The organism is Saccharopolyspora phatthalungensis (assembly GCF_014203395.1).
In the GTDB taxonomy this organism is placed as follows: Bacteria; Actinomycetota; Actinomycetes; order Mycobacteriales; family Pseudonocardiaceae; genus Saccharopolyspora; species Saccharopolyspora phatthalungensis.
This window is the reverse complement of sequence record NZ_JACHIW010000001.1, coordinates 660,634-685,183: the sequence shown is the minus strand read 5'-3', so window position 1 is coordinate 685,183 and position 24,550 is coordinate 660,634. Positions and strand designations below refer to the sequence as shown.

At 68.5% G+C, this 24,550-nt stretch carries 22 protein-coding genes and 2 tRNA genes; 12 read left to right on the top strand and 12 right to left on the bottom strand.

The features are described from left to right. Positions 1 to 274 precede the first annotated feature (274 nt). Both BJ970_RS03005 and BJ970_RS03000 read left to right on the top strand, forming a co-directional pair. Positions 275 to 889, top strand: a complete 615-nt coding sequence (locus tag BJ970_RS03005) for a mycothiol-dependent nitroreductase Rv2466c family protein (protein WP_184723399.1) — start codon at positions 275 to 277, stop codon at positions 887 to 889. A 177-nt stretch (positions 890 to 1,066) separates the two neighbouring features. Further along, entirely contained in the window at positions 1,067 to 1,747 is a 681-nt protein-coding gene (locus tag BJ970_RS03000) for an endonuclease V (protein WP_376775103.1), read from the top strand. Positions 1,748 to 1,841: 94 nt separating this feature from the next. Here the strand turns inward: BJ970_RS03000 and BJ970_RS02995 are convergent, their stop codons facing one another. From BJ970_RS02995 to BJ970_RS02975, 5 genes are all read right to left on the bottom strand, one after another. Further along, positions 1,842 to 2,672, bottom strand: a complete 831-nt coding sequence (locus tag BJ970_RS02995; protein WP_184723393.1) for an immunity 49 family protein — start codon at positions 2,670 to 2,672, stop codon at positions 1,842 to 1,844. Between the two features lie 41 nt (positions 2,673 to 2,713). Next, positions 2,714 to 6,733 (bottom strand): DUF8616 domain-containing protein, encoded by a 4,020-nt coding sequence (locus BJ970_RS02990; RefSeq protein ID WP_184723390.1) that lies wholly within the window; start codon positions 6,731 to 6,733, stop codon positions 2,714 to 2,716. After that, positions 6,733 to 7,038: an ESX-1 secretion-associated protein gene (locus tag BJ970_RS02985; protein ID WP_184723387.1), complete on the bottom strand. Its 306-nt coding sequence runs from the start codon at positions 7,036 to 7,038 to the stop codon at positions 6,733 to 6,735. The genes BJ970_RS02990 and BJ970_RS02985 overlap by 1 nt, the downstream gene beginning before the upstream one ends. Before the next feature lie 25 nt (positions 7,039 to 7,063). After that, entirely contained in the window at positions 7,064 to 7,645 is a 582-nt protein-coding gene (locus BJ970_RS02980; RefSeq protein ID WP_184723384.1) for a YbaB/EbfC family nucleoid-associated protein, read from the bottom strand. Positions 7,646 to 7,786: 141 nt separating this feature from the next. Beyond that, positions 7,787 to 8,578 (bottom strand): MBL fold metallo-hydrolase, encoded by a 792-nt coding sequence (locus BJ970_RS02975; protein WP_184723381.1) that lies wholly within the window; start codon positions 8,576 to 8,578, stop codon positions 7,787 to 7,789. A 169-nt stretch (positions 8,579 to 8,747) separates the two neighbouring features. Here BJ970_RS02975 and BJ970_RS02970 point away from each other — a divergent pair, with 169 nt between their 5' ends. Genes BJ970_RS02970 through BJ970_RS02960 form a run of 3 tightly spaced genes read left to right on the top strand, consistent with a single transcriptional unit; the run spans position 8,748 to position 10,378 of the window. After that, positions 8,748 to 9,218 carry a ribose-5-phosphate isomerase gene (locus BJ970_RS02970; RefSeq protein ID WP_184723378.1) on the top strand — a complete coding sequence of 157 codons (471 nt, stop codon included), beginning with the start codon at positions 8,748 to 8,750 and terminating at the stop codon, positions 9,216 to 9,218. Positions 9,219 to 9,220: 2 nt separating this feature from the next. Further along, positions 9,221 to 9,550, top strand: a complete 330-nt coding sequence (locus BJ970_RS02965) for a hypothetical protein (protein ID WP_184723375.1) — start codon at positions 9,221 to 9,223, stop codon at positions 9,548 to 9,550. Positions 9,551 to 9,568: 18 nt separating this feature from the next. After that, positions 9,569 to 10,378: an Fpg/Nei family DNA glycosylase gene (locus BJ970_RS02960; RefSeq protein ID WP_184723372.1), complete on the top strand. Its 810-nt coding sequence runs from the start codon at positions 9,569 to 9,571 to the stop codon at positions 10,376 to 10,378. A 70-nt stretch (positions 10,379 to 10,448) separates the two neighbouring features. Here BJ970_RS02960 and BJ970_RS02955 read toward each other — a convergent pair whose 3' ends face one another. The 3 genes from BJ970_RS02955 to BJ970_RS02945 form a co-directional block, all read right to left on the bottom strand. Further along, on the bottom strand, positions 10,449 to 11,216 hold the full coding sequence (locus tag BJ970_RS02955) for a hypothetical protein (RefSeq protein ID WP_184723369.1): 768 nt from the start codon (positions 11,214 to 11,216) through the stop codon (positions 10,449 to 10,451). 75 nt (positions 11,217 to 11,291) lie between these two features. Next, positions 11,292 to 11,924 (bottom strand): 2'-5' RNA ligase family protein, encoded by a 633-nt coding sequence (locus BJ970_RS02950; protein ID WP_184728835.1) that lies wholly within the window; start codon positions 11,922 to 11,924, stop codon positions 11,292 to 11,294. Positions 11,925 to 11,979: 55 nt separating this feature from the next. Next, on the bottom strand, positions 11,980 to 13,449 hold the full coding sequence (locus BJ970_RS02945; RefSeq protein WP_184723366.1) for an MDR family MFS transporter: 1,470 nt from the start codon (positions 13,447 to 13,449) through the stop codon (positions 11,980 to 11,982). Between the two features lie 239 nt (positions 13,450 to 13,688). On the opposite strand from BJ970_RS02945, the gene BJ970_RS02940 reads away from it, so the two are divergent. Further along, positions 13,689 to 15,356 carry a DUF8728 domain-containing protein gene (locus BJ970_RS02940; protein ID WP_184723363.1) on the top strand — a complete coding sequence of 556 codons (1,668 nt, stop codon included), beginning with the start codon at positions 13,689 to 13,691 and terminating at the stop codon, positions 15,354 to 15,356. Positions 15,357 to 15,812: 456 nt separating this feature from the next. Here BJ970_RS02940 and BJ970_RS02935 read toward each other — a convergent pair. Then, positions 15,813 to 15,883, bottom strand: a tRNA-Gly gene (locus tag BJ970_RS02935). A 113-nt stretch (positions 15,884 to 15,996) separates the two neighbouring features. Here BJ970_RS02935 and BJ970_RS02930 point away from each other — a divergent pair. Next, positions 15,997 to 16,070, top strand: a tRNA-Pro gene (locus BJ970_RS02930). A gap of 303 nt (positions 16,071 to 16,373) precedes the next feature. Here BJ970_RS02930 and BJ970_RS02925 read toward each other — a convergent pair. Further along, complete coding sequence (locus BJ970_RS02925) at positions 16,374 to 17,315, bottom strand: ferredoxin family protein (RefSeq protein WP_312864082.1); 942 nt, start codon at positions 17,313 to 17,315, stop codon at positions 16,374 to 16,376. 201 nt (positions 17,316 to 17,516) lie between these two features. Between BJ970_RS02925 and tig the strand changes: the two genes are divergently transcribed. The 5 genes from tig to BJ970_RS02900 all read left to right on the top strand — a co-directional run bounded on the left by tig (position 17,517) and on the right by BJ970_RS02900 (position 22,698). Further along, positions 17,517 to 18,893 carry a trigger factor gene (gene tig, locus BJ970_RS02920; protein WP_184723357.1) on the top strand — a complete coding sequence of 459 codons (1,377 nt, stop codon included), beginning with the start codon at positions 17,517 to 17,519 and terminating at the stop codon, positions 18,891 to 18,893. Between the two features lie 243 nt (positions 18,894 to 19,136). Next, positions 19,137 to 19,763, top strand: coding sequence for an ATP-dependent Clp protease proteolytic subunit (locus BJ970_RS02915; protein WP_184723354.1), 627 nt, complete (start codon positions 19,137 to 19,139; stop codon positions 19,761 to 19,763). Between the two features lie 37 nt (positions 19,764 to 19,800). After that, a complete protein-coding gene (locus tag BJ970_RS02910) occupies positions 19,801 to 20,433 on the top strand; it encodes an ATP-dependent Clp protease proteolytic subunit (RefSeq protein ID WP_184723351.1) in 633 nt (210 codons plus the stop codon). Positions 20,434 to 20,643: 210 nt separating this feature from the next. Then, positions 20,644 to 21,924 carry an ATP-dependent Clp protease ATP-binding subunit ClpX gene (gene clpX / locus BJ970_RS02905; RefSeq protein ID WP_184723349.1) on the top strand — a complete coding sequence of 427 codons (1,281 nt, stop codon included), beginning with the start codon at positions 20,644 to 20,646 and terminating at the stop codon, positions 21,922 to 21,924. Between the two features lie 138 nt (positions 21,925 to 22,062). After that, positions 22,063 to 22,698 carry an RBBP9/YdeN family alpha/beta hydrolase gene (locus BJ970_RS02900; protein ID WP_184723346.1) on the top strand — a complete coding sequence of 212 codons (636 nt, stop codon included), beginning with the start codon at positions 22,063 to 22,065 and terminating at the stop codon, positions 22,696 to 22,698. Between the two features lie 53 nt (positions 22,699 to 22,751). Here BJ970_RS02900 and BJ970_RS02895 read toward each other — a convergent pair whose 3' ends face one another. Next, on the bottom strand, positions 22,752 to 23,618 hold the full coding sequence (locus BJ970_RS02895; RefSeq protein ID WP_184723343.1) for an alpha/beta hydrolase: 867 nt from the start codon (positions 23,616 to 23,618) through the stop codon (positions 22,752 to 22,754). Between the two features lie 71 nt (positions 23,619 to 23,689). Next, positions 23,690 to 24,526 (bottom strand): formate dehydrogenase accessory sulfurtransferase FdhD, encoded by an 837-nt coding sequence (fdhD, locus tag BJ970_RS02890; protein ID WP_184723340.1) that lies wholly within the window; start codon positions 24,524 to 24,526, stop codon positions 23,690 to 23,692. Positions 24,527 to 24,550: the final 24 nt, after the last annotated feature.

The following is a 24,550-nucleotide window of genomic DNA, read 5'->3' as shown; positions in this document are numbered from 1 at the left end:
CTCGTTGCTCGTCGGGACTCGTCATGCCAGGGGCGTGCGGCGCACCTGGCGCAGGCATCAAATCACGTCCGCGTTCGGGCGTGTCGCCGGGCGGGTCCGGCTTTGTCGTCGGCGTGTCGGGTCGGGCGGGAAGACAACCGACCCTACCGGGGTTGGTACCCATGACGGGGCGTGCCGGAACGCATCCGCGATCGAACGGACATCGGAGGCGATACGGACGGTGGTTTCCCGCTCGTGCCCGTCGGCCGGTGTACCGCAGAACATGGGAGGACTGATGAGTGCCGCTACCCGCCCCCGGGTCGACTTCTACTTCGACCCGGCGTGCCCGTTCGCGTGGGTGTCCTCGCGCTGGATCTTGGAGGTCGCCGAGGTCCGTGACATCGATCTGCATTTCCGCGTGATGAGCCTGTCGGTGCTCAACGAGGGCCGCGACCTGCCGGCGGAATATCTGGAACTGCTGGACAGGGCGTGGGGCCCGGTGCGGGTGGCCATCGCCGCCGCCAAGCACCACGGCGAGGAGGTCCTGGACCCGCTGTACACCGCGATGGGCACCCGCCTGCACAACCAGGGCAATAAGGACTTCGAGCAGGTGATCAGCGAGTCGCTGGCCGAGGTGGGGTTGCCCGCGTCGCTGGCCGAGGCGGCCGGCAGCACCGAGTACGACGAGGAGCTGCGCGCCAGCCACCACGCGGGCATGGATCCGGTGGGCGAAGAGGTGGGCACCCCGACCATCCACGTCGACGGGGTCGCGTTCTTCGGGCCGGTGATCACCCGCATCCCGCGCGGCGAGGAGGCGGCGAAGTTGTTCGACGGCGCGGTGGCGCTGGCGAGCTACCCGTACTTCTTCGAGCTCAAGCGCACCCGTACCGAGTCCCCGCAGTTCGACTGAGGAGCGGGCACCCGCAGACGACTGGCCAGACCTCGTGCGTGCTTCGGAGCGCCGTGGCACCCAAAGCACGCACGAGCTGCGGCCGAGCTCTTCCCCGCTCGGATCGGCGTTCGCGCAAATGACGGCTCATCGCAGGCCCCCGGGGCGTCGCTGCCGTGGCCTACGATCGGATGAGTGATCCGCGTCCGCGACCTGCACCCGTGGCCCTCGACCGAGGCCGAAGCCGTTGCGATCCAAGAACGACTGCGCCCGCTGGTGCGTTTCGACGGCGGGCCGGCAGCGGTGCGCACGGCGGCGGGCTTGGACGTCGCGTACCGCGAAGACTCGGCCGAACTGGTCGCCGCGGTAACGGTCCTCGACGTGGCGAATCTGACCGTTGTGGACAGCGTAGTCGTCGATGGTAAGGCGGAATTTCCTTACATTCCAGGTCTTTTCGCTTTTCGCGAGGCGCCCCCGTTGCTCAGGGCGCTGTCCGAGCTGTCGGTGCAACCGGATGTCCTGGTGTGCGATGGGCAGGGCTTGGCCCACCCGCGCCGCTTCGGCCTGGCCTGCCACCTGGGGGTGTTGACCGACCTTCCCAGCATAGGCGTCGGCAAGACCGCCCCAACGCTTAACGCGGCCGGCCGCTACGAGCCGTGCGGCGTGGAGCGCGGCGAATGGTCTCCGCTTCGGCTCGACGACGAGGTCGTCGGCCGAGCGCTGCGAACACGGCGCGGGGTGAAACCGGTGTTCGTCTCGGTCGGCCACCGCTTCACCCTCGACGATGCGTGCGAGCTCGTACTCCGCCTCGCCCCGAAGTACCGCCTACCGGAGACGACCCGAACGGCCGATCATCTTGTCCGGATGTCCTCGCTTTGAGCCGAACGGCCCGTCCGGCCCGCCCTGGGGCTGGCGGCGATTTCGCGCGAAATCGCCGCCACCCCGCGGCAGGACCGCCGGTTTCGCGAAATCGCTACGCGTCAACCTCGGGCCACGTGCCGGTGACGAAGTTCCTCGGCAGGTACTCCGAATCAACCTGCACCGCGATCCCGTTGTCATGCGCCAGGGCCGCGAGCGCCGTTGGTGCGAGGGCGAAGAAACCGTCCGGGTTCGAGGATCGCTCGGCATCGGCGGTCCAAAAGCGACGATGGAGTTCAACTGCCTCGGCAAGGTTCTGGTTGAACTGATCGGCCTCGCCTGCCGCGATGTTGTAGAGCAACTTCATCGCCGGGTAGTAGCGAAGCAGCACGATCTCTGGCGAGCCGAATTGAAGCCCTTCGGGGTCGGTGAGCTCGATGCTTCGGTTGACTTTCGCATACACGTCGTCGTCGCCGCGGAAGTATCCCTGCAAGGTGTCGATCCATGAGTACATGTATTCATCGAACGTGCCACCGCCCTCGCGAAGGGTCTCCAGCGGTGTCTGGAAAAGGTCTTCGGCGAGGTGGTGTGCTCGGCAAATGACCGATGCCCACAGGGAATTCAGCCAGATTTTCGGGGCGTGGCTCTTCGTCGGGCCTAGGCGGTGCAATGTGGTGGTGGCGCCGACCGTGTACTCGAATTCCTCTTCCGGCCGGTTGGCCGCGGCGAAGAATCCCGCTCCCGCTTCGGCCGACAGCAGGAGCCCGGCGTGGGTTTCTCTTTTCGCCGCGGTGGGATCCAGCAGCACCCGATAGCTCGTCGTGATCAGCGATTCGTCGGAAACGTTTCGGAGTTGGCGGGTGTTGCGGGCCGCGCGGGACAAGAACATGTCCACGAAGCCCGCGCTTTTCGCGATTTCGTTTTCGGTATTGGCGTCGGCGCTCACGTGCCTGGTGGTCGAGGTCATTGTTGTCCCTGGTCGCGGCGTCAAATGTGGAACTTCCTGCGATTGTAGCCCGCGTAGACGTGATGTTTCTGGCCGTCCGGGCCGACAACCTCTCGAACGGATGGTTTGACTTCGAGATACTCGACGTCTCCGTCCTCGAGTGCCGCCTTGATGCGGGCGGCGAGCGCCTCGTCCGGGCCATTTCGCCTCATGTTGTCGAGGATCGATTCCATGTACTCCCGCGTTCCCTGCTGCACGAGGTCGCCGTTCAGGTCTCTCCTGGCCCCCAGGTCGGCGTTCGGGCCCTTGGCTTCGACGATGATGATTCGGCCGTCGTCAAGCTCGACGACCTTGTCGAAGACTCCGGAACCGTTGAATGTCTGGATTTGATCGGGGTTGACACCGTAATGCTGCGCGAGCATGTCGTCGGCCGCGGCTTCGCCGAAATCTTCCCCGGTGTTCGTGACATCCTTGTGCGCGGCGCTTAGTTCGTCCTTGGCTTCCTGGGCCTCCGGGGAGGAGTCTCGTTCCCGGATGACATTGCCGTCCGCGTCCTTCTGCTCATCATACGGCTCGTAGTTGTCCTTCTTTTGCTGAAGATTGTCGAGCTGCCGTTGCCGCTCGTCGACGAGATTCGAGTGTCGTAAGGCGTCGTCGCCGCTTGGCGGGGTGTGCGGAAGGTCGTCCCATTTCGCGAAGACCTTGATGTCGTCACTGGGGATGTGGAAGCCGTTTTCGTCGCTGTAGCGCAGTCGTGGGACCTGGTCGCCCGCGAGGTCTTCGGTGTCTTCCGTGCGTCGCCGGTAGTTTCCGTTCTTGTCCGGGCCGTCGTAGTAGCGCTCGCGATAGTTCGGATCGTGTATTGCCCGCTCTTCGGCGGTTTTTCGGAAGTCTGGGTTGGGTTTTCCGTTGTCGAGTAATTCGTGTTCCGACGGGGCGTGGACATCGCGTGGCGGGTTTCCCCGGTGGGTCGCGTCGTCGGGGCGGTCGCCTGGGTCGGCGCCGTCACGGGACGGGTGGAAGGCATCGTCGCTGGCCGGCGAGTTGGAGCCGTCGGGGTGGTGGGTGTCCCAACCGCCGTCCGGAGGCCAGGTGGGACCGCCGTCGGGTGCTTGGCTGGTGGAGAAGACCCTGCCGTTGCTGTCGGTCCACGCCAGGCCCCGCGGGGCCGTCACGTCCACGCCGAGCTTCTTCGCCAGGTCGCCGGCGAAATCGCCGGAGTCGCAGCTGACCAGGCGAATCGGGCTCTGCCCGTCCCAGCCGGAGCGGCGCAGCACGTCGGCGAACTCGTCGGGCGAGTAGCTGCGGCCGCCGATCTGGATGCGGCCGTCCGGGCCCATATGGGCGTCGACGGTGGTGTGCTTGCCGTCGTTGGGGACCTGGTCGGCGAGGTTCTGGTGGTTCGGGTCGGTGTGACCCGACATGCCGGCGTCGGTCTCCCTCAGGTTGTCGGCGCCGTCGCTGATCTTCTGGTCGTATTCGGGAGTGCCGGGCTCCGGGGTGTCGGGATCCGGATCGTTCGGCCCGTCCTTCGGGCTGTCCGACCCGTCAGGTTCTCGCTGGGAGTCGGGCCCGTCCTTCGAGCCGTCGGGCTCCTTCTGGGAGTCCGGTCCGTCCTTCGGGCGGTCCGGGTCGGTGGGATCGGGGCGCTTCGAGTCCGGCTGGTTGGCCGTGTCGGGCGACTTGGCGCCGTCTGGCTGCCTCGTGGTGTCCGGAGATTTCGTCGAGTCCGGGGTTTTCGTCGAGTCCGGAGTCTTCGTGGTGTCCGGGGTCTTCGGGCTGTCCGGTTTGGTCGAGCCGGGGCCCCCCGCGTCGGGGCGTTGGCCTGGGCCGTTGTTGGGGTGGGTGGGCCGCTGGGACGGTGCGTCCGGGCGGGAGCCCGGCGCGTCGGTGCGCGGCGTTCCGGTGCCGCCCGGGCCGCGACCGTCGGGACCCGTCGGCCGGGACGGGCTGTCGGGCCCGCTGCGTGGGCGAGACGGTGCGTCCGGGCCAGCCGATCCGCGAGGCGCCGCGGTGGGGCGTTCCGGTGTGCGGGGCCCGCTGCCTTCTGGGCCACGTGGGCGAGGCGGACCGTCCGGGGTCGAAGGCGGACGTCCCGCCGCGCCGGGGCTGCCCGGCGTGCCGGTCCAGCCGCCACCGCTGCCTGGACGGCTTCCGCCGCCACTCGGGCTCGCACCACCGCCGCCGGGGCTACCTGCCATGCCGCCACCACCCGTCGGGCCGCCCGCCGGGGCGCTGGCGGGCGGCTGGTCGGCGCGGGGCGGGTTCGGCGACGCCGTGGGGCTAGGAGCGTGTGCCTCAGGCGCGTCCACACTGGACGAACTGGTGCTGGACGGGGTGTTCGGGTTCGGCCGGTCGAACGAAGACGGTGCGTGGCTGCCGCCACCACCGGGCATCCCGCCGCCGGAAGTCCCGCCACCGCCGGGCATTCCGCCGCCGGTGCTGCTGCCGCCGGACGAGTGGCTGCCGGACGAGTGGCTGCCGGACGAGTGGCTGCCGCCAGGTGATCCGCCGCCATCAGGACTTGAGCCGCCGTGCGACGAGCCGCCACCGAGGTCGGGGCTGGAGCTTCCATTGGGCGAGCCGTGCGAGCCGCCCACATCGGGGCTGCCGGAGAGATCGCCGGAGAACGACGTGGTGCGCGGGCCGTCCGGCAGGTGTCCGCCGCCGGGCGAGCTGGGGGAATCGGCCGCCGAGCCGTTCCCGGCGGAGTGGCCGCTGCTAGAACCGCCGCCATCGTGCGACGGGCCACCGCCGGACGACGAAGCTGGGCCGTCGGGGGCGGAGTGAGATCCCGGCGACGAGCCGGACGAGTGCGAACCCCCTGAGTCGGTGCTGTGGGAGCGCGCCGGACCGTCGGACGACGTATCCGAGCGCGGGCTCGCGGGACCACTCGAACCTGGGCTGTGGTCGGAGCCGGAGTTGTAACCGCTGTCCGAACCTGGGCTGTGGTCGGAGCCGGAGCCGGAGCCGCTGTCTGAGCCGGAGCCGGAACTGCCGTTGCCCGAGCCGGAATCCGAGCGGGAACCGCTGCCGGAATCCGAGTGAGAACCGTTGCCTCCCGAACCCGATCCCGAACCGGTCTCGCCGGAACCCGACCCAGTTCCGTTCGAACCCGAGCCCGAACCGGACCCGTTCGAGCCCGAACCGGACCCCGAGCCGCCGTCGGATCCGCCGCCGTCGGGCAGGCTCCTGCCGCCGCCGCCGAACTTGGCGTTGTGCTTGCCGACGATGTTGGTGCCGAAGACGTCGTCGACCTTCTTCCACGCGCCTTCGGCGAACTTGTCCGGCATATCCCCGAGCTTCTTGATGACCTTGCCCAGGACCTCGACCATCTTGCTGATCTTCGGCGCGACGTTCTTGATCGTCTTGATCAGCTTCTTGACGACCTCACCGATCTTCGACACGGTCTTGGAGATGAAGGCGGTCGCCTGGGCGACGATCACCGGCGTACCGAGTCCGAAGGTGCCCAGCGCTTCCAGGGCGTAGGTGATGAGCCGGGAGACACAGTCGGCGACGAGATCGCGAACGAACTCGCGGACGAAAGAGACGACCTCGCCCATGATCGTGACGACCGTGCTGAGCGTTCCGGCCAGCTCACCGGCGCTGGCCACCGCATCGGCTTTCTCGGCCGCTTGCTTGCGGTAGGCGTCACTCGCCGCGCCGGTCCACTCCGCGGTGTCGCCCTTGACCGCGTTGTTGTACTCCTCCACGGCTGCCTTGACCGCTTCGGAGACCTTCCCCCAGGTTTGGCCGTAGGCCTTGACGCCGTCGGGGTCGCCGGCGAACCAGTCCAGCGCTTCCTTGAGCGGCTGCACGTGCTCGATGAGGAACGAGACGCCGTAAGACGCCAGGGTGCCGATCGGGTCCATCGCGATGCTGGCGACTTCCATCGCCATGCCGCCGTAGGCCAGCCCGGCTTCCACCCAGCTGGACCCGTCTTCCAGGCTCTTGATGTCGTGGGCGGACTCCAGGATGCCGACTCCCTTGATGCTGTCGGGAGTCTCGTTCGGGTCCTTCTGGAGGGTGTCTTCGGTGACGACCAGGTCGTTGTCGGCCATCACTGCATCCCACGGAACATGGAGCTGTTGTCGTCGTCCATGGACTGGTAGTCCTCGGCGGCGCCACGCACGTTCTCGGCGATGCCCTCCATCGCCGAGACGGCCTTCTGCAACGCTTGAACCCCGTTCTGCTCAACGGGCTGCAGCATCATCGCGAACGGCTGGCACAGGATTCCGTAGGCGCTGTCGTCCATGGTCACCTGCTGCGAGGCGTCCAACGCGGTGTTCAGCCGGTCGACCACACCATCCACTTTGGACGAATGGGCGCGCAGGTTTTCGGTGACGACGTTCATCTGGTCCGCCATCGTCAGCTCCCCTCAGTAAGGTGCTTCAGCGCAGGAACGAACGGTCGCCGAAGTCGTCGTCGTCGAAGTCGTCCGGGCGGCGACGTGATGGCCGCTGTTGGTGCGGCGGCGGGGCGGCGGGCCGTTGCGGCGGTTGCGGCCGCTGCGGTTCCTCGTAGTCTTCCTCGATGCCGAACCGCATCTGCGGCACGCCGGAACGGCCTTGCCGCGGTTCGTCCTCGTCTGCGGGTGGGTCCGGGAAGCTCTTGCGCGCCTCGCCGAGCACGTGCTGGGCGGCGGGGTCCTCCAGTCCGACCGTGTCGGCCACCGCCTGCTGCATCAGTGCCGGGACCCTCGCTTGCGCCGCTTGCACGGCGCGCATGATCTCGGCAGCCAGTTTCGCCATCGGGCGGTTGCTGGCGTTCTCGGTCAGCTGGAGGTCCCGCAGGATTCCGTTCGACCCGATGGTCACCTGGATCGAGCCGTCGCGGGAGGTTTCGGTCACCGCGATCTGCTCGATCTCCTGCTGCATCCGGCTGAACTTCTCGGCCTTCTCCGCAGCCCGCTCCTGCCACTGCTGAACCATCCGCTCAGCAGCGCCGATGTCCGCACCCACGTTGTCAGGCACGCGCCCCTCCTCGGCAGAACCCCCCTGTTTCGCAAAGAATGACGTGCGTGGGCGCTATTCGGATCCACTCCGCCGCACAATGCGGCCGAACGGCCTAGTATATGGATCTGAACGGTCTAGTTGATCCTGGGGAAGTGGAGATCAGCGGACCCGTCGCAACGCGTCGCGGGTGGTGTCCGCGGGGAAGGGTGAGCGGCGAACCGCTTGGTCCCAAGACGCCCGGCCGGTGCGGTATTCGCGGCAGGCGACGGCCAATTGGGTCAGTTCGGCGTGCTGCGTGCGGACGAAGGCGTGGTCGACCGGGCCGCCGTGTCCGGGTACGACCGTGATCGGGTCGAGTGCCAGCAGGGCGTCCACTGTGGATGGCCAGTGTTCCGGGTGGGAGTCGCCGAAGTCAGGGGGCGCGCCCTGCTCGACGAGGTCACCGGCGAACACCACCCCGGCGTCGGGGACCGCGATGACCAGGTCGTGGTCGGTGTGCCCGAGTCCGAGGTGCCGCAGCTGCACGGTTCGGCCACCCAGGTCGAGATCGGCTCGTTCGGGGACCAGCCGGTCCGGCGTGGTCGGGACGGAGTCGGCAAGCGCGGCGGCGATTTCGGGGTGGCCTTCGCGCTGGTAGTGCGCGACCCACTGGCCGCGCTGCTCGTCCGCGGTGGCGGCCAGGTACGCCGGGCAACGCTCCTGCGCCCAGACCGGTGCGGGCAGGAAGGCATCGGTGCCGAAGCAGTGGTCGAAATGGCCGTGCGTGATCGCGACCTGCCAGGGCAGTGCGGTGACTTGACGCACCGCGTCGGCCAGTTCCGAACCCTGCTGGTGGTCACCGCGCGTGTCGATCACCAGCGCGGACTCCGCGCCGACCACGAGCCCGACCGAAAGGTCCAGCTCGGCGTAGCGCCGGACGAAAACGTCCGGCGCGATCTCCAGCCACTTCACGGCGCCACTTCCATTCCCGGCCGCCGGCCACCTCGACGGCCAGCGCGCGAGGCGGCAGAGCGCGGGCCGGGTGCGCTCAGCCGCGGTGCACCTCGGTGTTCGCGCTGGTCACGGGGGCAAGCCTAACCAGGGTATGCGGGGTAGGCGGGCTATTTGGCAGACTGCCAGCGTGCGCGTCTACATCGGCTCCGACCATGCCGGCTTCGAACTCAAGAACCACTTCGTCAAGTGGCTGACCGACAAGGGTCACGACGTGACCGACATCGGTCCGGCGGAATACGACGCCCAGGACGACTACCCGCCGTTCTGCATCGAGACCGCCCGCCGCGTCGTCGCCGACGAGGGCAGCCTCGGGCTGGTCCTCGGCGGGTCCGGCAATGGCGAGCAGATCGCCGCGAACAAGGTCCCCGGCGCCCGCGCCGCGCTGGCCTGGAGCGTCGAGACCGCGAAGCTGGCTCGGCAGCACAACAACGCGCTGCTGGCCGGCATCGGTGCGCGGATGCACTCCGTCGACGAGGCCGAAAAGATCGTCGAGGCGTTCCTGACCACCGAATTCGAGGGTGGTCGGCACCAGCGCCGCATCGACCTGCTCACCAGGTACGAGGAGACCGGCGAGCCCCCGGCTCTGCCGGGCAACTGACCATGGCAACGGCGCGTCCGACCGCGGCACTGCTGACACCACTGGTGGCAGCGGCGGGAACCGCGGTCGGGGTGTTGGTGCTGTATTTCGGGCAACGCGCGCTCGCGCCTGTCCTGGCCGGTGGCCGAGGCTCGGTCTGCGCCCAGCCCGATTGCATGCTCGGTGTCGGCGTGTGGCTGATCGTGGGCGGCTTCCTCATGCTGGTCGTTTCGCTGCTGGCCGGGGTGGTGTTCCGGGATCGTGATCGGCCCGTTCGGCGTGGCCTGTTCGTCGCGCTGTGGTGCGTGGTTGCGTACTTCGTGGAGTCCGTCGTGCTGTGGATCCTCGCTTGACGCGGACGGAACGTCGACATGCCTGAAGGCCATACGCTGCACCGGCTCGCCGGGCTGCACGGCGACCTCTTCGGCGGCACCGAGGTCCAGGTGCACAGCCCGCAGGGCAGGTTCGCCACCAGTGCTTCGTTGCTGGACGGCTCGCTGTTCCAGCGGGCCGAGGCGCACGGCAAGCACCTGTTCCACTTTTACGGCCCGGACCGGGTCGTCCACGTGCATCTCGGGTTGTACGGCACGTTCACCGAGTCCGAGCTCCCATTGGCCGAACCGCGCGGCCAGGTGCGGATGCGCGTCGTTGGCCGTACACATTGGACGGACCTGCGCGGCCCGACCGCGTGCGAGCTGCTGACCGGCGAGGAGGTCGCCGCGCTGCGCGGGCGGCTGGGGCCCGACCCGCTGCGCCCGGATGCCGAACCCGAGCGCGCCTGGCAGCGGATCTCGCGTTCCCGCACGAGTATTGCCGCCCTGCTGATGGACCAGAAGGTGCTGGCTGGCGTCGGGAACGTCTACCGGGCCGAGGTGCTGTTCCGGCACGGCGTCCCGCCCTACACGCCCGGCCGGTCGCTCGGGCGCGAGCAGTGGGAATCCATTTGGGCCGATCTCGTGGCCCTGATGGCCGCCGGCGTGCGCGTCGGCCGCATCGACACCGTGCGACCGGAGCACCTGCCGGAGGTCACCGGCCGAGCGCCCCGACAGGACCGGCACGGCGGCGAGGTCTACGTCTACCGGCGGGCCGGGATGCCCTGCCTGGTGTGCGCGACACCGGTCGCCGGTGCGGACCTGTCCGCCCGCAAACTCTATTGGTGCCCCACCTGCCAGGCGGAGTAGCCGATTTCAATGAGCGTTTCCATCCTGTTTGCAGCACGTCGCTTTCTATTGAGATCGCCATCAACCGGGGTTAGAAGCCGCCCATGTCAAAGCCGTCGAACCCGTCGAAGCCGCTGTCCCCCATGTCGCCGCCGTCGAAGCCCTGACCGCCGCCGTCGAAGCCCGGATCGCTGCCGTCGAAGCCCATGCCATCCTGGAACCCGTCCGCGTAGGCGGCCTCCGCGGGGACCCCGGCCATACCGCCGAACAGCGCGCCCATCAGCAGGAACGAGCCCACGCCCCACGCGCCTCCGACCAGGGCTGGCTTCCACCACGGTTCGCTGTACCAACCCTGCGGAACGGGTCGTCCGGCGACCGTGCCGCCCGGGTAGTAGTGCGGGGTCTGCTCGGTCGGGTTCGGCGACGCCATCTGGCGCTGGCCTTCCACCTCGACCTCGCGGTATTCGGTGACCTTGCCCGCGCCGCGCTGGCCGGACAGGTCGGGCAGCTCCGGGCCCGGATCCATGTCCATCGCGATTCGCGCGGCACGCACGTAGTAGAGCCCTTCCAACGCGGATTCCGTGGTCAGGCGCGCCTGCGCGGCCGTGTTCGCCTGGTCGAGCTGGGAGACCGCCGCGCCGTGCCGTTCCGCTGCGTCGGCGAGCGCCTGCTTGGCCGCCTCGTTGGTGCCGACGAGGTTGAGCACCTGACCACCCAGCCGCTCCACCCAGCGCCGCGCCTCCGCCTTGGCGTCCTCAAGCTGCTTCTGCTGGTGCGCCACGGCTTTCTGGCGGGACCACCAGACCGCGGCGGCGATCACGACGAGGGCGATCACGATGATGACTGTTGCCGTGGACACCGCTGCCTCCTGACCTGGCGGAACCGGTTGCCTCCGACGGTACTCCGCTCAGCGCGGCGACGATTTCAGCGGAAATCAGCCCGTGGCGCCGAGGGGGACCTCGCCGATGGTTTCCCACTCGGAGCACGAGTGATCCCGGTTGAGCTTGACCAGCGACAGCGCGGACACCTTGGCCGTGGTTGGCTCCACAACGGTGGCGCTGAGCGTGGCGATGGCGAAGATCGCCGGACCGTCGGTGGTGGAGTGGGCGAGGCTCACGTACTTGTCGATGTCCTCAGGCTCGGCCGGCACCGTTGATTCACCGAGGACCTCGGCGGTCGCTTCCCGCACCGCGGCGCGCAGATCGAGCACCGTCGACTGCGGTTCGGCGGGCAGCGACAACGACTCCGGCAGCACCACGGCGTGGTGGAACGCCAGGGTGAGGGGCGGCACGGATGCCAGCCGGGTCCGTGCCGCCTCGAGCAGGGGCTCGATGCGCGACTGGTGGACCTGGTCGGTGAAACCGATCTCCTGCACCAGAATGTGCATCCATTCCAGCGGGACGAGGTCGAAACCTGGCAGGTCCCGCAGCGCGTACTGGTAGTCGTTCACCAGCTTGCGCAGTCCGGGTTGGTCGGCCAGCGGCAGTAGCCATGCGTAGCCGGTGCGCCCGGCGTGCCAGCCCGGGCGCCAGCGGGCGTGGTTGCGAACCTGATCGGCGTGCGGCATGTCGGTCACCCCTCACATACTGCCCGGGCCGGTCCGGAAGTGGGGCGAGCTTGAGCTATCTCACGGTTTCCGACGGCGTGCGTTCACCCGGCTGTGCCTTCACCGTCGTGGTGTCCAGGCTGGCCACCGCGTCGGCGTCGCGCACCCGCAGCCCCACCAGCAGGCCCAGCCCCGCGAACAGCACGGAGACCAGGAACGCGCCGTGGTAACCACCCAGCTGCGCTGCGGCGACCTGACCGGCCGCCGCGGGATCCACTGTGGACATGCCGCGTTCGGTCAGCACCACCAGCACGGTCGCCACGATCGCGGTGCCCAGCGCGGTGGCGACTTGCCGGCTGACGTTGAACATCGAACTGGCCTGCCCCATAGCCGCACCGGAGATGCGGGCGAACGTCGCGGTCTGCACCGGCGTCATCAGCAGCCCCATCGCCACCCCCTGCACCGCGAGCAACGCGACAAGGAACCACAGCGAGGTGTCGACGCCCTGGAGCTGGAGTCCGAGGCCGATGGCGATCTGCACCGCGAATCCGGCCAGGATCAACCGCTTCGGCCCGACCCGGCCGTAGATCCGGCTGATCACCTGGGTGGTCAGCAGCATGCTCATTGCCTGCGGCATGAGTACCAGGCCGGCGTGCATGGGGGACACCCCGCGCAGGTTCTGCAGATACAGCGGGATGAGGAACAGCACCCCGAACATCGCCCCGGTCTGGCACAGCAGCAGCACGTTGCCGGTGCCGAACAACCGGTCGGTCAGCAGCCGCAGGTCGAGCATCGGGGCGCGAACTGTCAGCTCCCGCCAGATCAGCCCGCCGATAAGCAGCACAGCGGCGATGAGGCTCAGCCACACCTGGGCTTCGCCCCAACCGAGCTGGGCGCCTTGGTCCAGGCCGTAGAGCAGGGTAGCGAGTCCTGCCCCGGCGAGCACGAACCCGGGCAGGTCCAACCGCCCAGGATCGCTACGCGCCTCCTCCTTGAGGAAGAGCACGGTGAAGACCAGCGCCAGCGCGCCGACGGGAACGTTGATGAAGAAAATCCAGCGCCAGCTCGCGTATTCCACGAGAAGGCCGCCGAGCACGGGGCCCAGCATGGGGGCGATGGTGACCGGAATGGACAGTACGGCCCCGGCCTTGGCGCGCTCGTGGGGCGGGAAGGTGCGGAAAAGCATCGCCTGACCAACGGGCACCAGCATGCCGCCGCCAACACCCTGCAACACCCGAGCGCCGACCAGCTGCCACATCTCGGTGGACATCCCGCACAGCACGGAGGCCAGCGTGAAGATCACCACGGCCGACTGGAAGGTCCGCTTGCTGCCGAACCGGTCGGCGATCCAACCGGAGGAGGGGATGAACACGGCGAGGCTGATCATGTAACCGGTGAGCACCCACTGCAGGGCGGCGGCGTCGACCCGGAACTCCCGCCCCAAGGTCGCCAGCGCGACGTTCAGGATGGTGACGTCCAGGATCTGCATGATCAGCGCCAGGACAAAGGTGATGCCGACCATCCACTTGTATTCGAGCCGCCGCACGAAACCCCCAAGATCGGAAAAATCCGGACCGGAACTCAAGCCGGACCCAAGCCTCGCGCAACCCCCTGACAAAACCCAAAGCCTTTTTATTCCGCCGATCCCGAGAAAATCCATCCAAAACCGACAACGTTCACAACGCCACCGACCCCCTTTCAGTTGGCGGGCCTGCCTGTCCCGAGCCCGTCGCCTCGTATTCCGCTACGTTCAGTCCACAGTCGATCACGGAGAGGTTTCGGGTGATGACGCACGCGGTGGACGACGACATCTCCGACGGACCATCCGGCCGGGCCGCTTGGCTCGGCCCGTTCGCCGCCGTCACCGTCCCGACCGGGCTCACCGGGCTGCACGCGATTGCCTACGGGCGGTGGATCGTCGACGACGCGGCGATCACCTTCGCCTACGCCCGTTCGGTCGCCACCGGCGCCGGCCCGGTTTTGCAGGCAGGCGTCGAGGCCGTGGAGGGCTACTCGAACCCGGCGTGGTTGGCGGTCCTGGTGGTGGGCCGCTGGTTGGGATTGTTCGATCACGGCGCCTGGTTCGGGGTGCCCGACTGGGTGGCGTTCCCCAAGGTCGTCGCGTTGGCGTGCGTGGCCGGGGTGTTCGCCGGGTTCTACGTCATCGCCCGGGCGCTTTCGGCCCGGCCGGTGCTGGTCACGCTCGTTGCCGGGACGGTGACCGCGCTGGTGCCGTCGTTTGTGATCTGGTGTTTCTCCGGGATGGAAAACCCGCTGCTGGCGGTCACCGTGGTCGGGGTCGGCGTGGTTCTGGTGCGGGCCGAGACGGTGGGCCGGTTGTTGGCGACGCCGACGGCGGTGGGGTGTGGGCTGCTGGCCGCCGTGGCCGCGCTCACCCGCCCGGATGGGCTGGTCTATGCGGGGGCGTACCCGATCGCCGTGCTGGTGCTGCTGCGCCAGGAGGCGTTCGCCCGCGCGATCACAGCGGCGGCGGTCAATGTGGTGGCGTTCGCGGTTCCGGTCGGGGCGTACCTGGCCTACCGGCTGGCCACGTTCGGGGCCTACCTGCCGAACACCGCGCTCGCGAAATCCCAAGCCGTCCCGGCCCCGGCTGATCTGGCCCGCCCCGGGGAATTGGTCGCCTATCTCGGGTGGCTGACCGTGCTGCTCGCGGCTGTGTGCGTGGGTGCGGCGCTGGCGCGTCCCTCGCGGCTGCGTCGTGGTCTGATCCTGCTGCTGGTCCCGCTTGGGCTGGCCCTGGCCGCGTTCGCGGTACTCACTGAGGACTGGATGGAGCAGTACCGGTTCGCCACCCCGGTGTGGCCGCTCGGCGCGCTCGTCGGCACGCTCGCCGCAGCCCACCTGCTGCCCCGGCTCGCTGTCCGCGGCCGTATCACCCTCACTCTGGTAGCTGTGCTGTCGGCGGTCCTGTCGGCGGCAGTGCTCGCTGAGCAGGCCCGCGTGTTCCGGGCCGACCCCACGGTGCCGCTGTGTGTGGTCGTGCAGCATCCGGGCCGGGACTTCAACGTCTACGCCGACACCCTCGGCCTGCCCGGCGGCACGGTTTTGGCCCCGGACATCGGCGGGGCCGCCCTCACCAGCCGGTTGCAGGTTGTCGACTTGGTTGGGTTGGCCGACCCACGGATGGCCCGCTACTGGCGCGCGAAGGACATGCCCGGCCTGCGTGATCATGTGTTCGGCACGGTGCGGCCGACGTTCATCACCAGCCACGGCAACTGGTCCATCCGCACCGGGCTACCGGACGATCCGCGGATGGCCGCCGACTACGCCGAGATCACCACGCTCAACGCCAAGACGGCGTGGGTGCGCCGCGAAATCCTCCGCCCGGGGCAACTTGAGGCTCTCCAGCGCGCCGCCGCCGAGGTGGTCGATCCGGCCGAAAACCAAGCGCGGGTGGCGCCGCGCCGCTCGTGCGGCGACGTCCTGAAGTAACAGGCGAACTGCAGCGCGTTCCTGAGGTATGGCCAACGGCCCGTCACGTCGAGCCGATGCCGGAAGCGACATGCTGTCGCGAAGATGGACCAACGGCCGCGAAGCGGCACAAGACAACGAAACGCAAGGGCCGGTCAAAACCCAGTCCAGAAACGCTCCGAGAGTGAAGGCAATGCCGGAGTGGATTGGCTGGTCGCAAACCCAGGCAGGGAACGCTCACGACTCGTGAGGAGCCCGTCGAGAGGTGGCGACCGCACTGTGGGGGTGTGTGAAGGTTGGGGCAAAGCCGGAGTCGGGTTGGCTGGTCGCAAACCCAGGCCGGGAACGCGGTGATTCGTGAGGAGCCCGTCGAGAGGTGGCCACGGCACCGTGGGGGTGTGGGGGGCTCGGCCCCCCACGGCAATGGCGGAGGGTAAAGGTTAGCGGCAAAGCCGCAACACACTAAGTCCAACTCGGAGCGGGCGACGGGAATCGAACCCGCGTAGCCAGTTTGGAAGACTGGGGCTCTACCATTGAGCTACGCCCGCGTGCGGGTTTCGCCTGTCCTCGTCGGGTTAGGCGACCTTGCGTGCCACAGCTTAGCGGGTCGCGATAAGCTCTTCGCAACGCACCCGGGTTTCCGGGTGCGTCGCACGTCGGACGGGGTGTGGCGCAGTTTGGTAGCGCACTCGCTTTGGGTGCGAGGGGTCGTGGGTTCAAATCCCGCCACCCCGACGTCGCGGCCGGCCGCTCGCCATTGGTGGGTGGCCGGTTTTCTTTTGCCCGTGGACGCCGTGGGCCCGGTGACATCCGGCGCAGTGTTGGGACGCGTTGGTAACGGTCGGCCGGAGGGGGCCGATTTCGTTTTCGTGCGCGATTGGAGTCTGGTCGGGTGCCGCGTTCAGCTGCCTGCTGCGGTGGTGTGTGCGGTGCTGAGCGCCGTCGTGGCTTTCCTGGTGGGCGTGTCGCTGTGGGTGCCGGGCCCGCCCGCGTCGCCGGGGTCGGCCCCGGCCGATGGCATCGTTACCGCGGCCACGCCTACCGAGCTGGGTTCAGCGGCCGGCCGGGTGCTGGTCGGCCAGTGATGGCGTCGGCGGTGTAGGCGGTCGGGCGGACCGCTGCCTTGCCGCAGCTGTTGGGGCGGGCCGGGTCGAGTTCGCGTTCTTGCACCGTCACCTGCCAGCTTCGGCCGTCTTGGTGGGTGATCAGCACTTGGCCGGCTTGCTCGCCGGTGACGCGCAGGGCGTCGATCAGGTATTCACCGATGTGTTCCCGGACGGCGAGTTCGGCCGTTTGTCCGGCGCGGGTCCACGAGGAGCGGCCACGGCAGTGGTCGAGGACTACTTTGCCGGCTGCGGCAGCGGAGAGCACCGCTTCAGCGGTGTGCGGCGTCAGCCGGCCGTAGGTGTATCCGCTGGGTAGGACGACCGCGGTCGGCGCGAAGCGGTGTCCACCGGTGTGCGAGGACTCCCAGATCGAGCCGTCGTGCCGCCCGGTCAGCGCGGTGATCAGTTGGCGGCCAAGGAGCGCGCAGCAGCGGTCGCGGCGGCCGTTGGTGCACACGAGCAGCAGCGGGTCGGTGACCGGGCGACCCCAATCGTCGTGGTGGCCGGCGGCGATCCGGTCGAAGTCGAGGTCGAGCAGGTCGGCGGGGCTCGTGGTGGTTGCCGTCCGCAGCCAGCTGGTCCCCGGGCCGGTGTGCGCGATGAACACCCGCCGCGGCGAATCGCCGGGGGTGTCCGCGTGCCGACCGGGGTGCCGGATGAGCTGGATTCGCACGCCGTGTTCGTCGCCTCGCGCGGACAGCAAACGCCCGATTTCGGGGTTCAGGTGGCTCTGGACCAGCGCGTTGTGGCCCCAGGGGCCGCGTTGCTCCAGGCACAGCCAGCTGCCGGCTACCGCGGCGGTGCCGGGCAGCGGCTCGGTGAACGCCTCGGAGAGTCCGGCGCAGGTGGCGACGGCGGCTGTGGTGTGGTGCACGTTTCCACTCAAACACGGATGGACGCCAGATGGGTGACATGGCTTAGGTGAGGCTGGCCAATGCGGGTTCATGCAACCCCGGGCCGTGTGCCCGGGTGGGAAGCAATAGACTCGGAGGTCAGCCCGGCATCGTTGGACGTGGTGGTATGCCGCGTCCGCTGGCAGCGCCGGGAATCAAGCACGTTCGCACTAGGAGACCACGTGAAGAGCACCGTCGAGCACCTGAGCCCGACGCGCGTCCGGATCAACGTCGAGGTGCCGTTCGACGAGCTCAAGCCGAACTTCGACCGCGCGTACAAGGCACTCGCCCAGCAGGTCCGCATCCCCGGCTTCCGGCCGGGCAAGGTCCCGGCGCGGGTGCTGGAGAGCCGCATCGGTCGGGGCCCCGTGCTCGACGAGGTCGTCAACGAAGCGGTCCCGGCCAAGTACCTGGAGGCGGTCAACAGCAGCGAGGTGCGCACCCTCGGTCGCCCGGACATCGAGGTGACCAAGATCGAGGACGGCGCGGAGATCGCGTTCACCGCCGAGGTCGACGTCCGCCCGGAGATCACCGTGCCCGCGTTCGGTGAGCTCTCGGTGAGCGTGGACGACGTCGAGGTCGCCGAGGAAGAGGTGACCGAGCAGCTGGACTCGCTGCGCGCCCGCTTCGGCACGCTCACCGGGGTGGAGCGGCCCGCGCAGGAGGGCGACTTCGTCAGCATCGACCTGTCCGCCACCGTCGACGGTGCGGAAGTCGAGGACGCCAAGACCAGTGGCCTGTCCTACGAGATCGGCTCCGGCCAGCTCGTGGAGGGCATTGACGACGCGCTGGTGGGCGCCAGCGAGGGTGACACCAAGACGTTCACCACCAAGCTGGTGGCCGGCGAGCACGCGGGCAAGGACGCCGAGGTGTCGGTCACCCTCAACTCGGTCAAGGAGCGGCAGCTGCCCGAGGCCGACGACGAGTTCGCCCAGCTGGCCAGCGAGTTCGACACCGTCGAGGACCTGGTCGCCGATCTGCGGGAGCGGCTGGGCAGGGTCAAGAAGATGCAGCAGGGCATGGAGGCCCGGGACAAGATCCTGGACGCGCTGCTGGAGACCATCGAGGTGCCGCTGCCGGAGAAGGTCGTCGAGTCGGAGATCGAGGCGCGTCGGCACGACGCGGTGCACCCGTTCGACCACGACGAGGCGCGCTTCGAAGAGTGGCTTGAGCAGCAGGAGAAGACCCGCGAGGAGTTCGACTCCGAGACCCAGGCCGAGGCGGAGAAGGCGGTCAAGACCCAGCTGGTGCTGGACACCATCGCCGACGCCGAGGACGTGTCGGTCTCCGACGAGGAGCTCACTCAGCGGATCATCTACCAAGCCCAGCGCTACGGGATGAGCCCGGACCAGTTCGTTCAGCAGGCCCAGCAGTCCGGTCAGCTCGGCGCGCTGTACGCGGACGTGCGGCGCAGCAAGGCGCTGTTCTCCGTCGTGCGCCAGGCAACCGTCCACGACGCGGCTGGCAACGAGTTGGATCTCGACGAGCTGTTCGGCCCGCAAGAGGGCGAGCAGGACGATGCGGCGACCGAGCCGGCCGAGGCCGCGAAGGCGGAGTGACCCGTCTCTCGGCGCACAACTGAAAAGCATGCTCTAAGCGAACGTGGGCGGTACTGGGAAGCTGGTGCCGTCCACGTTCGTTAGGGTCGCTTGTAGCGGATCACCCGAGAGGGAAGCAGGACATCACCGGGGGCCGCCGCGGTCGTCCGACGGCCCGGCCGCACCGGTCCACTGTGGAAGGGGACCGAGTGGCCGAAGTGGCCCTGGTGGATAACGGCCCATTGTGGGAGAAGGCAGGGAGACGTGACGCAGCACCTGACTGTTCCGGCGTCCGACGCGCAGTCGCCGTCCATGCGGACGGGGACGAACGGGCTCTCGCTCAACGACTCGGTTTACGAGCGGCTGCTGCGGGAGCGCATCATCGTCCTCGGCTCCCAGGTCGAGGACTCGATCTCGAACCAGATCTGCTCGCAGCTGCTGCTGCTGGCGGCCGAGGACGCGGACCGCGATATTTCGCTCTACATCAACTCGCCGGGTGGCTCGGTGACGGCGGGCATGGCGATCTACGACACCATGCAGCTGATCAAGCCGGACGTGGCCACCGTGGCGATGGGCATGGCCGCTTCGATGGGGCAGTTCCTACTGTCCGCGGGCGCCAAGGGCAAGCGCTTCGCGCTGCCGCATGCGCGGATCATGATGCACCAGCCCTCCGCCGGTTTGGGCGGCACGGCATCCGACATCGAGATTCAGGCCAAGATGTTCTCCAGGCACAAGAAGGAGATGGCCGAGCTGATCGCCGAGCAGACCGGGCAGACGGTGGAGAAGATCACCGCCGACTCGGACCGCGACCGGTGGTTCACCGCGGAGGAGGCCCGCGACTACGGATTCGTGGACCACGTGGCAAGCGCGGCGAACCTGCCGAGCAGCTGATCACACGCCCGGACCTAGTAACGAGGAGTCACCTGTCGTGAGCTCATTCCAGCCTCTGCAGTCCCGGTACGTGCTGCCTTCGTTCGTCGAGCGCACCGCGTACGGGGTCAAGGAGTCCAACCCGTACAACAAACTCTTCGAGGAACGCATCATCTTCCTCGGTGTCCAGGTCGACGACGCCTCGGCGAACGACGTGATGGCGCAGTTGCTGTTCCTGGAGTCCGACGACCCGGACCGCGAGATCGCGATGTACATCAATTCGCCCGGTGGTTCGTTCACCGCGCTGATGGCCATCTACGACACCATCCAGTACGTCCGGCCCGACGTGCGCACCATCTGCCTCGGCCAGGCCGCCTCGGCCGCGGCGGTGCTGTTGGCCGCCGGCACCAAGGGCAAGCGGTTGGCGCTGCCGAACTCGCGGATCCTGATCCACCAGCCGTCGGTGGAGGGCATCTACGGCCAGGTCTCCGACCTGGAGATCCAGGCCGCCGAGGTGCAGCGGATGCGGGAGTTGCTGGAGACCACGTTGGCCAAGCACACCAACCGGTCCCAGGAGCAGATCCGCGACGACATCGACCGTGACAAGATCCTCACCGCCGAGCAGGCCGCTGAATACGGCCTCATCGATGAGGTCTTGCCGTACCGGAAGCTGTCGGCGCAGAAATCCTGAATCGGTCAGCGATGACGGCCCGTGTTGTGGCGAGCGCGCCACGCCCGGCCGTCATCGCCGACACGCCGGGCGCGACGCTGGTCACACCACGCTCGGCAATGGCGGACACTGTGAGTCTCCCCGAACTCGGGGAACGCCAGGTACCGTCGGAGGCAAATACGGTCAGGCGCGCCACCGGACGGCGTGCCGGAGGGGACGGGGTCAGCGGTCATGGCACGTATCGGTGACGGCGGCGACCTGCTGAAGTGCTCCTTCTGCGGGAAGAGCCAGAAGCAGGTGAAGAAACTCATCGCCGGCCCCGGCGTGTACATCTGCGATGAGTGCATCGATCTCTGCAACGAGATCATCGAAGAGGAACTGGCCGAGGCGGGCGAGGTCAAGCTCGATGAGCTGCCGAAGCCGGCGGAGATCCACGAGTTCCTCGACCAGTACGTCATCGGGCAGGACCCGGCCAAGCGGAACCTTTCGGTCGCGGTCTACAACCACTACAAGCGCATTCAGGCTGGTGAGCGGCGGGAGAGCCGCGGCGAAGAGGCCGTCGAGCTGGCCAAGTCGAACATCTTGATGCTCGGCCCGACGGGCTGCGGCAAGACCTACCTGGCCCAGACGCTGGCGAAGATGCTCAACGTCCCGTTCGCTATCGCCGATGCCACCGCGCTGACCGAGGCCGGCTATGTCGGCGAGGATGTGGAAAACATCCTGCTCAAGCTGATCCAGGCGGCCGACTACGACGTGAAGCGGGCCGAGACCGGGATCATCTACATCGACGAGGTCGACAAAATCGCCCGCAAAAGCGAGAATCCCTCGATTACCCGGGACGTCTCCGGTGAAGGCGTGCAGCAGGCGCTGCTGAAGATCCTGGAGGGCACCACCGCGAGCGTGCCCCCGCAGGGCGGGCGCAAGCATCCGCACCAGGAGTTCATCCAGATCGACACCACGAACGTGCTGTTCATCGTGGCGGGCGCGTTCGCCGGGCTGGAGAAGATCGTCGAGGACCGGGTCGGCAAGCACAGCGTCGGGTTCGGCGCGGAGTTGCGTTCGAAGAACCAGATCGACACCGCCGACCACTTCGCCGACGTGATGCCCGAGGACCTGATCAAGTTCGGGCTGATTCCGGAGTTCATCGGCCGTCTCCCCACGGTCGCCAGCGTGACCAACCTGGACAAGCCGTCGCTGGTGCGGATCCTCACCGAGCCGCGCAACGCGCTGGTGAAGCAGTACAAGCGGTTGTTCGAGATGGACAACGTGGAGCTGGAGTTCACCAAGACCGCGCTGGAGGCCATCGCCGACCAGGCGATCCTGCGGGGCACCGGCGCCCGCGGGCTGCGCGCGATCCTGGAAGAGGTCCTGCTGCCGGTGATGTACGACATCCCGAGCCGCTCGGACGTGGCCAAGGTAGTGATCACCGAGCAGACGGTGCGCGAGAACGTCAACCCGACGATCGTCGCCCGCCAGGCCACCCGTCGCGAGCGCCGCGAGAAGTCCGCCTAGTGCTCGGCGCGCCGGTTTCCGTCGTCCCGGCCGGGTGAAGCCGTACCCGGTGGGTGGGTACCCGTGATCTTTGGCTGCGCACCTCGCGGGGTTAGATGATCATTGGTTGCGATGACCATCGACTCCGGGAGCGGTGCCATGAGCGAGATGCATGTCCTGCTGGTTCACGGGATGGCCGGTTCCGGTCCCTGGCACTGGCAGCAGTGGCTCGCCGGGCAGCTGCGCGAGCATGGGGTCCGGGTGGACCTGCCGCGCCTGCCCAGTGCGGACCGTCCGGTGTTGAAGCAGTGGCTGCCGGTGCTGCGGGAGCTCCTGGCGGCCGTGCCGCCGGAGGCAGAGCTCGTCGTGGCCGCCCATTCCTGCGGGGTGGCGCTGTGGCTGCACCACGCGGCGACGATCGCTGGGCGGGCCCGGCGCGCGGACCGGGTGCTGCTGGTGGCCCCGCCCGCCCCGGATTGGCAGCATCCGGACGTCGAGGACATCACGCCCTATCCGGCGGATGCCGCGGCGCTGCGCCGGGCCGCCGGGATCACCCGGCTCGTGGTGGGCACCGGCGATCCGTACCTGTCGATGCACCGGGCGCACGGGCTGGCCGAGCGGTTGCAGGTCGAGATGGACGTGATCCTCGACGGCGAACACCTGAACACCGACGCCGGCTACGGACCGTGGCCGTCGTTGCTGCGCTGGGCCCTCTACGGCTCGGTGCCGCTGACCGACCGATTCGACACGGACCGTTACTCCGCCGACCGCTCGCGCCGACTCCGCCTGGTGTGAATTCGTCGGTATCAATTCCTTCTGGGCACCCCGGGGCCTGGTGGCGACTGCCCTTACGGTGTGGCGAGCCGGGCGCCGACGAAGTCGACGACTTCCGGCAGTGCCTTGCGGTAGTAGCGGCTGTTGTGGCCGCCTGAGGTGGTCGAGGCGTACTCGGGCCGGGCCGCGCTGATGAAGCGGCGGGTGCCTTCGATGAACCGGTCCTCGGTGCCGCACCACACGCCCAGCGGGATGTCGCCGAGGGCGTCGAGGTGGTGGAGCGGGTCGATCGCCGCCCACTCGGCTTCGCTGGCGAAGGCCCGCCGCTTACTCATCTCCGGCCAACTGGTGATCAGCGCCGGGGAGACCACGGCGGTGGCCGACAGCGGGTTCCGCTGCTCTCGTCGGCGGCGGGCGTAGAGCAACGCGCCGAATCCGCCCATCGAGATGCCAGCCGCCGCGAACGGTTCGCCGTTCTCGCCGCCGAGGCCGCGTTCGGCCAGCCAGCCTGGCACCTCGTCGAGCAACATCCACATCGGATCGTCGCCCGGCCAGCGGTGCCAGTAGCTGTTGCCGCCACCGTCGACCGCGAGGAACGCGAACGGCGGGATACGGCCCGCGCCGACCGACTCGGACAGCCAGGTCGGCAGCCCGCCGGCCGACTTGCGCGCGTCACCGAACCGGCCGTGCAGCATCAGGCACACCGGAAGTCCTTCGCGCGCAACGTCTTTCGGGTACATCGTGACCAGGTTGACGACGCGATCGCGGGCCCGCGAGTACACCTGTTCCACGGACACGTTCGACTGCCCGGCCAGCGGCATGGGCGGGGGCGGGCTCACATCGGCGCTTAGCCCGAGGCCCAGCCCCGCGAGCCCGGCGACCCCGCCGGCGAGGACACTGCGCCGGCTCAGCATGCGGCCGGTCGACTCGCCGTCGCCCATGCGTCCTCCCTCCGCCGTCCGGTGTTCATCGTGCCAACGGGATGGCCCGGCACCAACCTGGCGGGGTGGGCTCAGGCGATGTCCTTTGTCACGATGCGCTCGGTTCCGGTGTAGACGTTCATGGACCGGCCACGGAGGAACCCGACCAGCGTCATACCCTGCTCCGCCGCGAGGTCCACGGCGAGAGACGACGGCGCGGAGACGGCGGCCAGTGCGGGCACCCCGGCCATCGCCGCCTTCTGCACGAGCTCGAAGGACGCCCGCCCCGATACCATCAGCACGCACCCGGTCAGCGGCACCCTATCCGCCAGCAACGCCCAGCCCAAGACCTTGTCGACGGCGTTGTGCCTGCCGACGTCCTCGCGCACCGCGAGTAGTTCGCCGTCGGCGGCGAACAGTCCTGCCGCGTGCAGCCCGCCGGTGGTGTCGAAGACGCGCTGGGCCGTCCGCAGCCGGTGCGGGAGGTCGACGAGGGTGTCGGCGTCGAGGACCAGCGGGTCGTCGGCGGGGGAGTGCCGGGTGCTCAGCCGGACCGAGTCCAGCGCGGCCTTGCCGCACACCCCGCACGACGAGGTGGTGTAGAAGTTGCGCGTCACCGAGGCGTTCGGGGGCTGCACGCCCGGCGAGAGCTGGATGTCCAGCACGTTGTAGGTATTGCGGCCGTCCGGCCCGGGGCTATCGCAGTAGCGGGCCGTGGACAACTGCTCCTTGTCGTGGATGACGCCCTCGGTCAGCAGGAACCCGTGCGCGAGTTCGATGTCGTGGCCGGGGGTGCGCATGGTGACCGAAAGCGGTCCGCCGTTGACCCGGATCTCCAGCGGTTCTTCGGCGGCCAGCGTGTCCGGTCTGGTCCGGCTGCCGTCGGCGGCGATCTTCAGCACCGGCCGTCGCACCGTGACACGTCCCATCAGGCCCTCCCTACCGGCTGCGTC

Bases quoted from the DNA above. Each gene is read 5' to 3' on its own strand.
- BJ970_RS03005 (WP_184723399.1), top strand. From the start codon at position 275: ATGAGTGCCGCTACCCGCCCCCGGGTCGACTTCTACTTCGACCCGGCG.
- BJ970_RS02990 (WP_184723390.1), bottom strand. From the start codon at position 6,733: ATGGCCGACAACGACCTGGTCGTCACCGAAGACACCCTCCAGAAGGAC.
- BJ970_RS02985 (WP_184723387.1), bottom strand. From the start codon at position 7,038: ATGGCGGACCAGATGAACGTCGTCACCGAAAACCTGCGCGCCCATTCG.
- BJ970_RS02965 (WP_184723375.1), top strand. From the start codon at position 9,221: ATGGCAACGGCGCGTCCGACCGCGGCACTGCTGACACCACTGGTGGCA.
- BJ970_RS02960 (WP_184723372.1), top strand. From the start codon at position 9,569: ATGCCTGAAGGCCATACGCTGCACCGGCTCGCCGGGCTGCACGGCGAC.
- BJ970_RS02950 (WP_184728835.1), bottom strand. From the start codon at position 11,924: ATGCCGCACGCCGATCAGGTTCGCAACCACGCCCGCTGGCGCCCGGGC.
- BJ970_RS02940 (WP_184723363.1), top strand. From the start codon at position 13,689: ATGACGCACGCGGTGGACGACGACATCTCCGACGGACCATCCGGCCGG.
- clpX (WP_184723349.1), top strand. From the start codon at position 20,644: ATGGCACGTATCGGTGACGGCGGCGACCTGCTGAAGTGCTCCTTCTGC.
- BJ970_RS02900 (WP_184723346.1), top strand. From the start codon at position 22,063: ATGAGCGAGATGCATGTCCTGCTGGTTCACGGGATGGCCGGTTCCGGT.
- BJ970_RS02895 (WP_184723343.1), bottom strand. From the start codon at position 23,618: ATGGGCGACGGCGAGTCGACCGGCCGCATGCTGAGCCGGCGCAGTGTC.
- fdhD (WP_184723340.1), bottom strand. From the start codon at position 24,526: ATGGGACGTGTCACGGTGCGACGGCCGGTGCTGAAGATCGCCGCCGAC.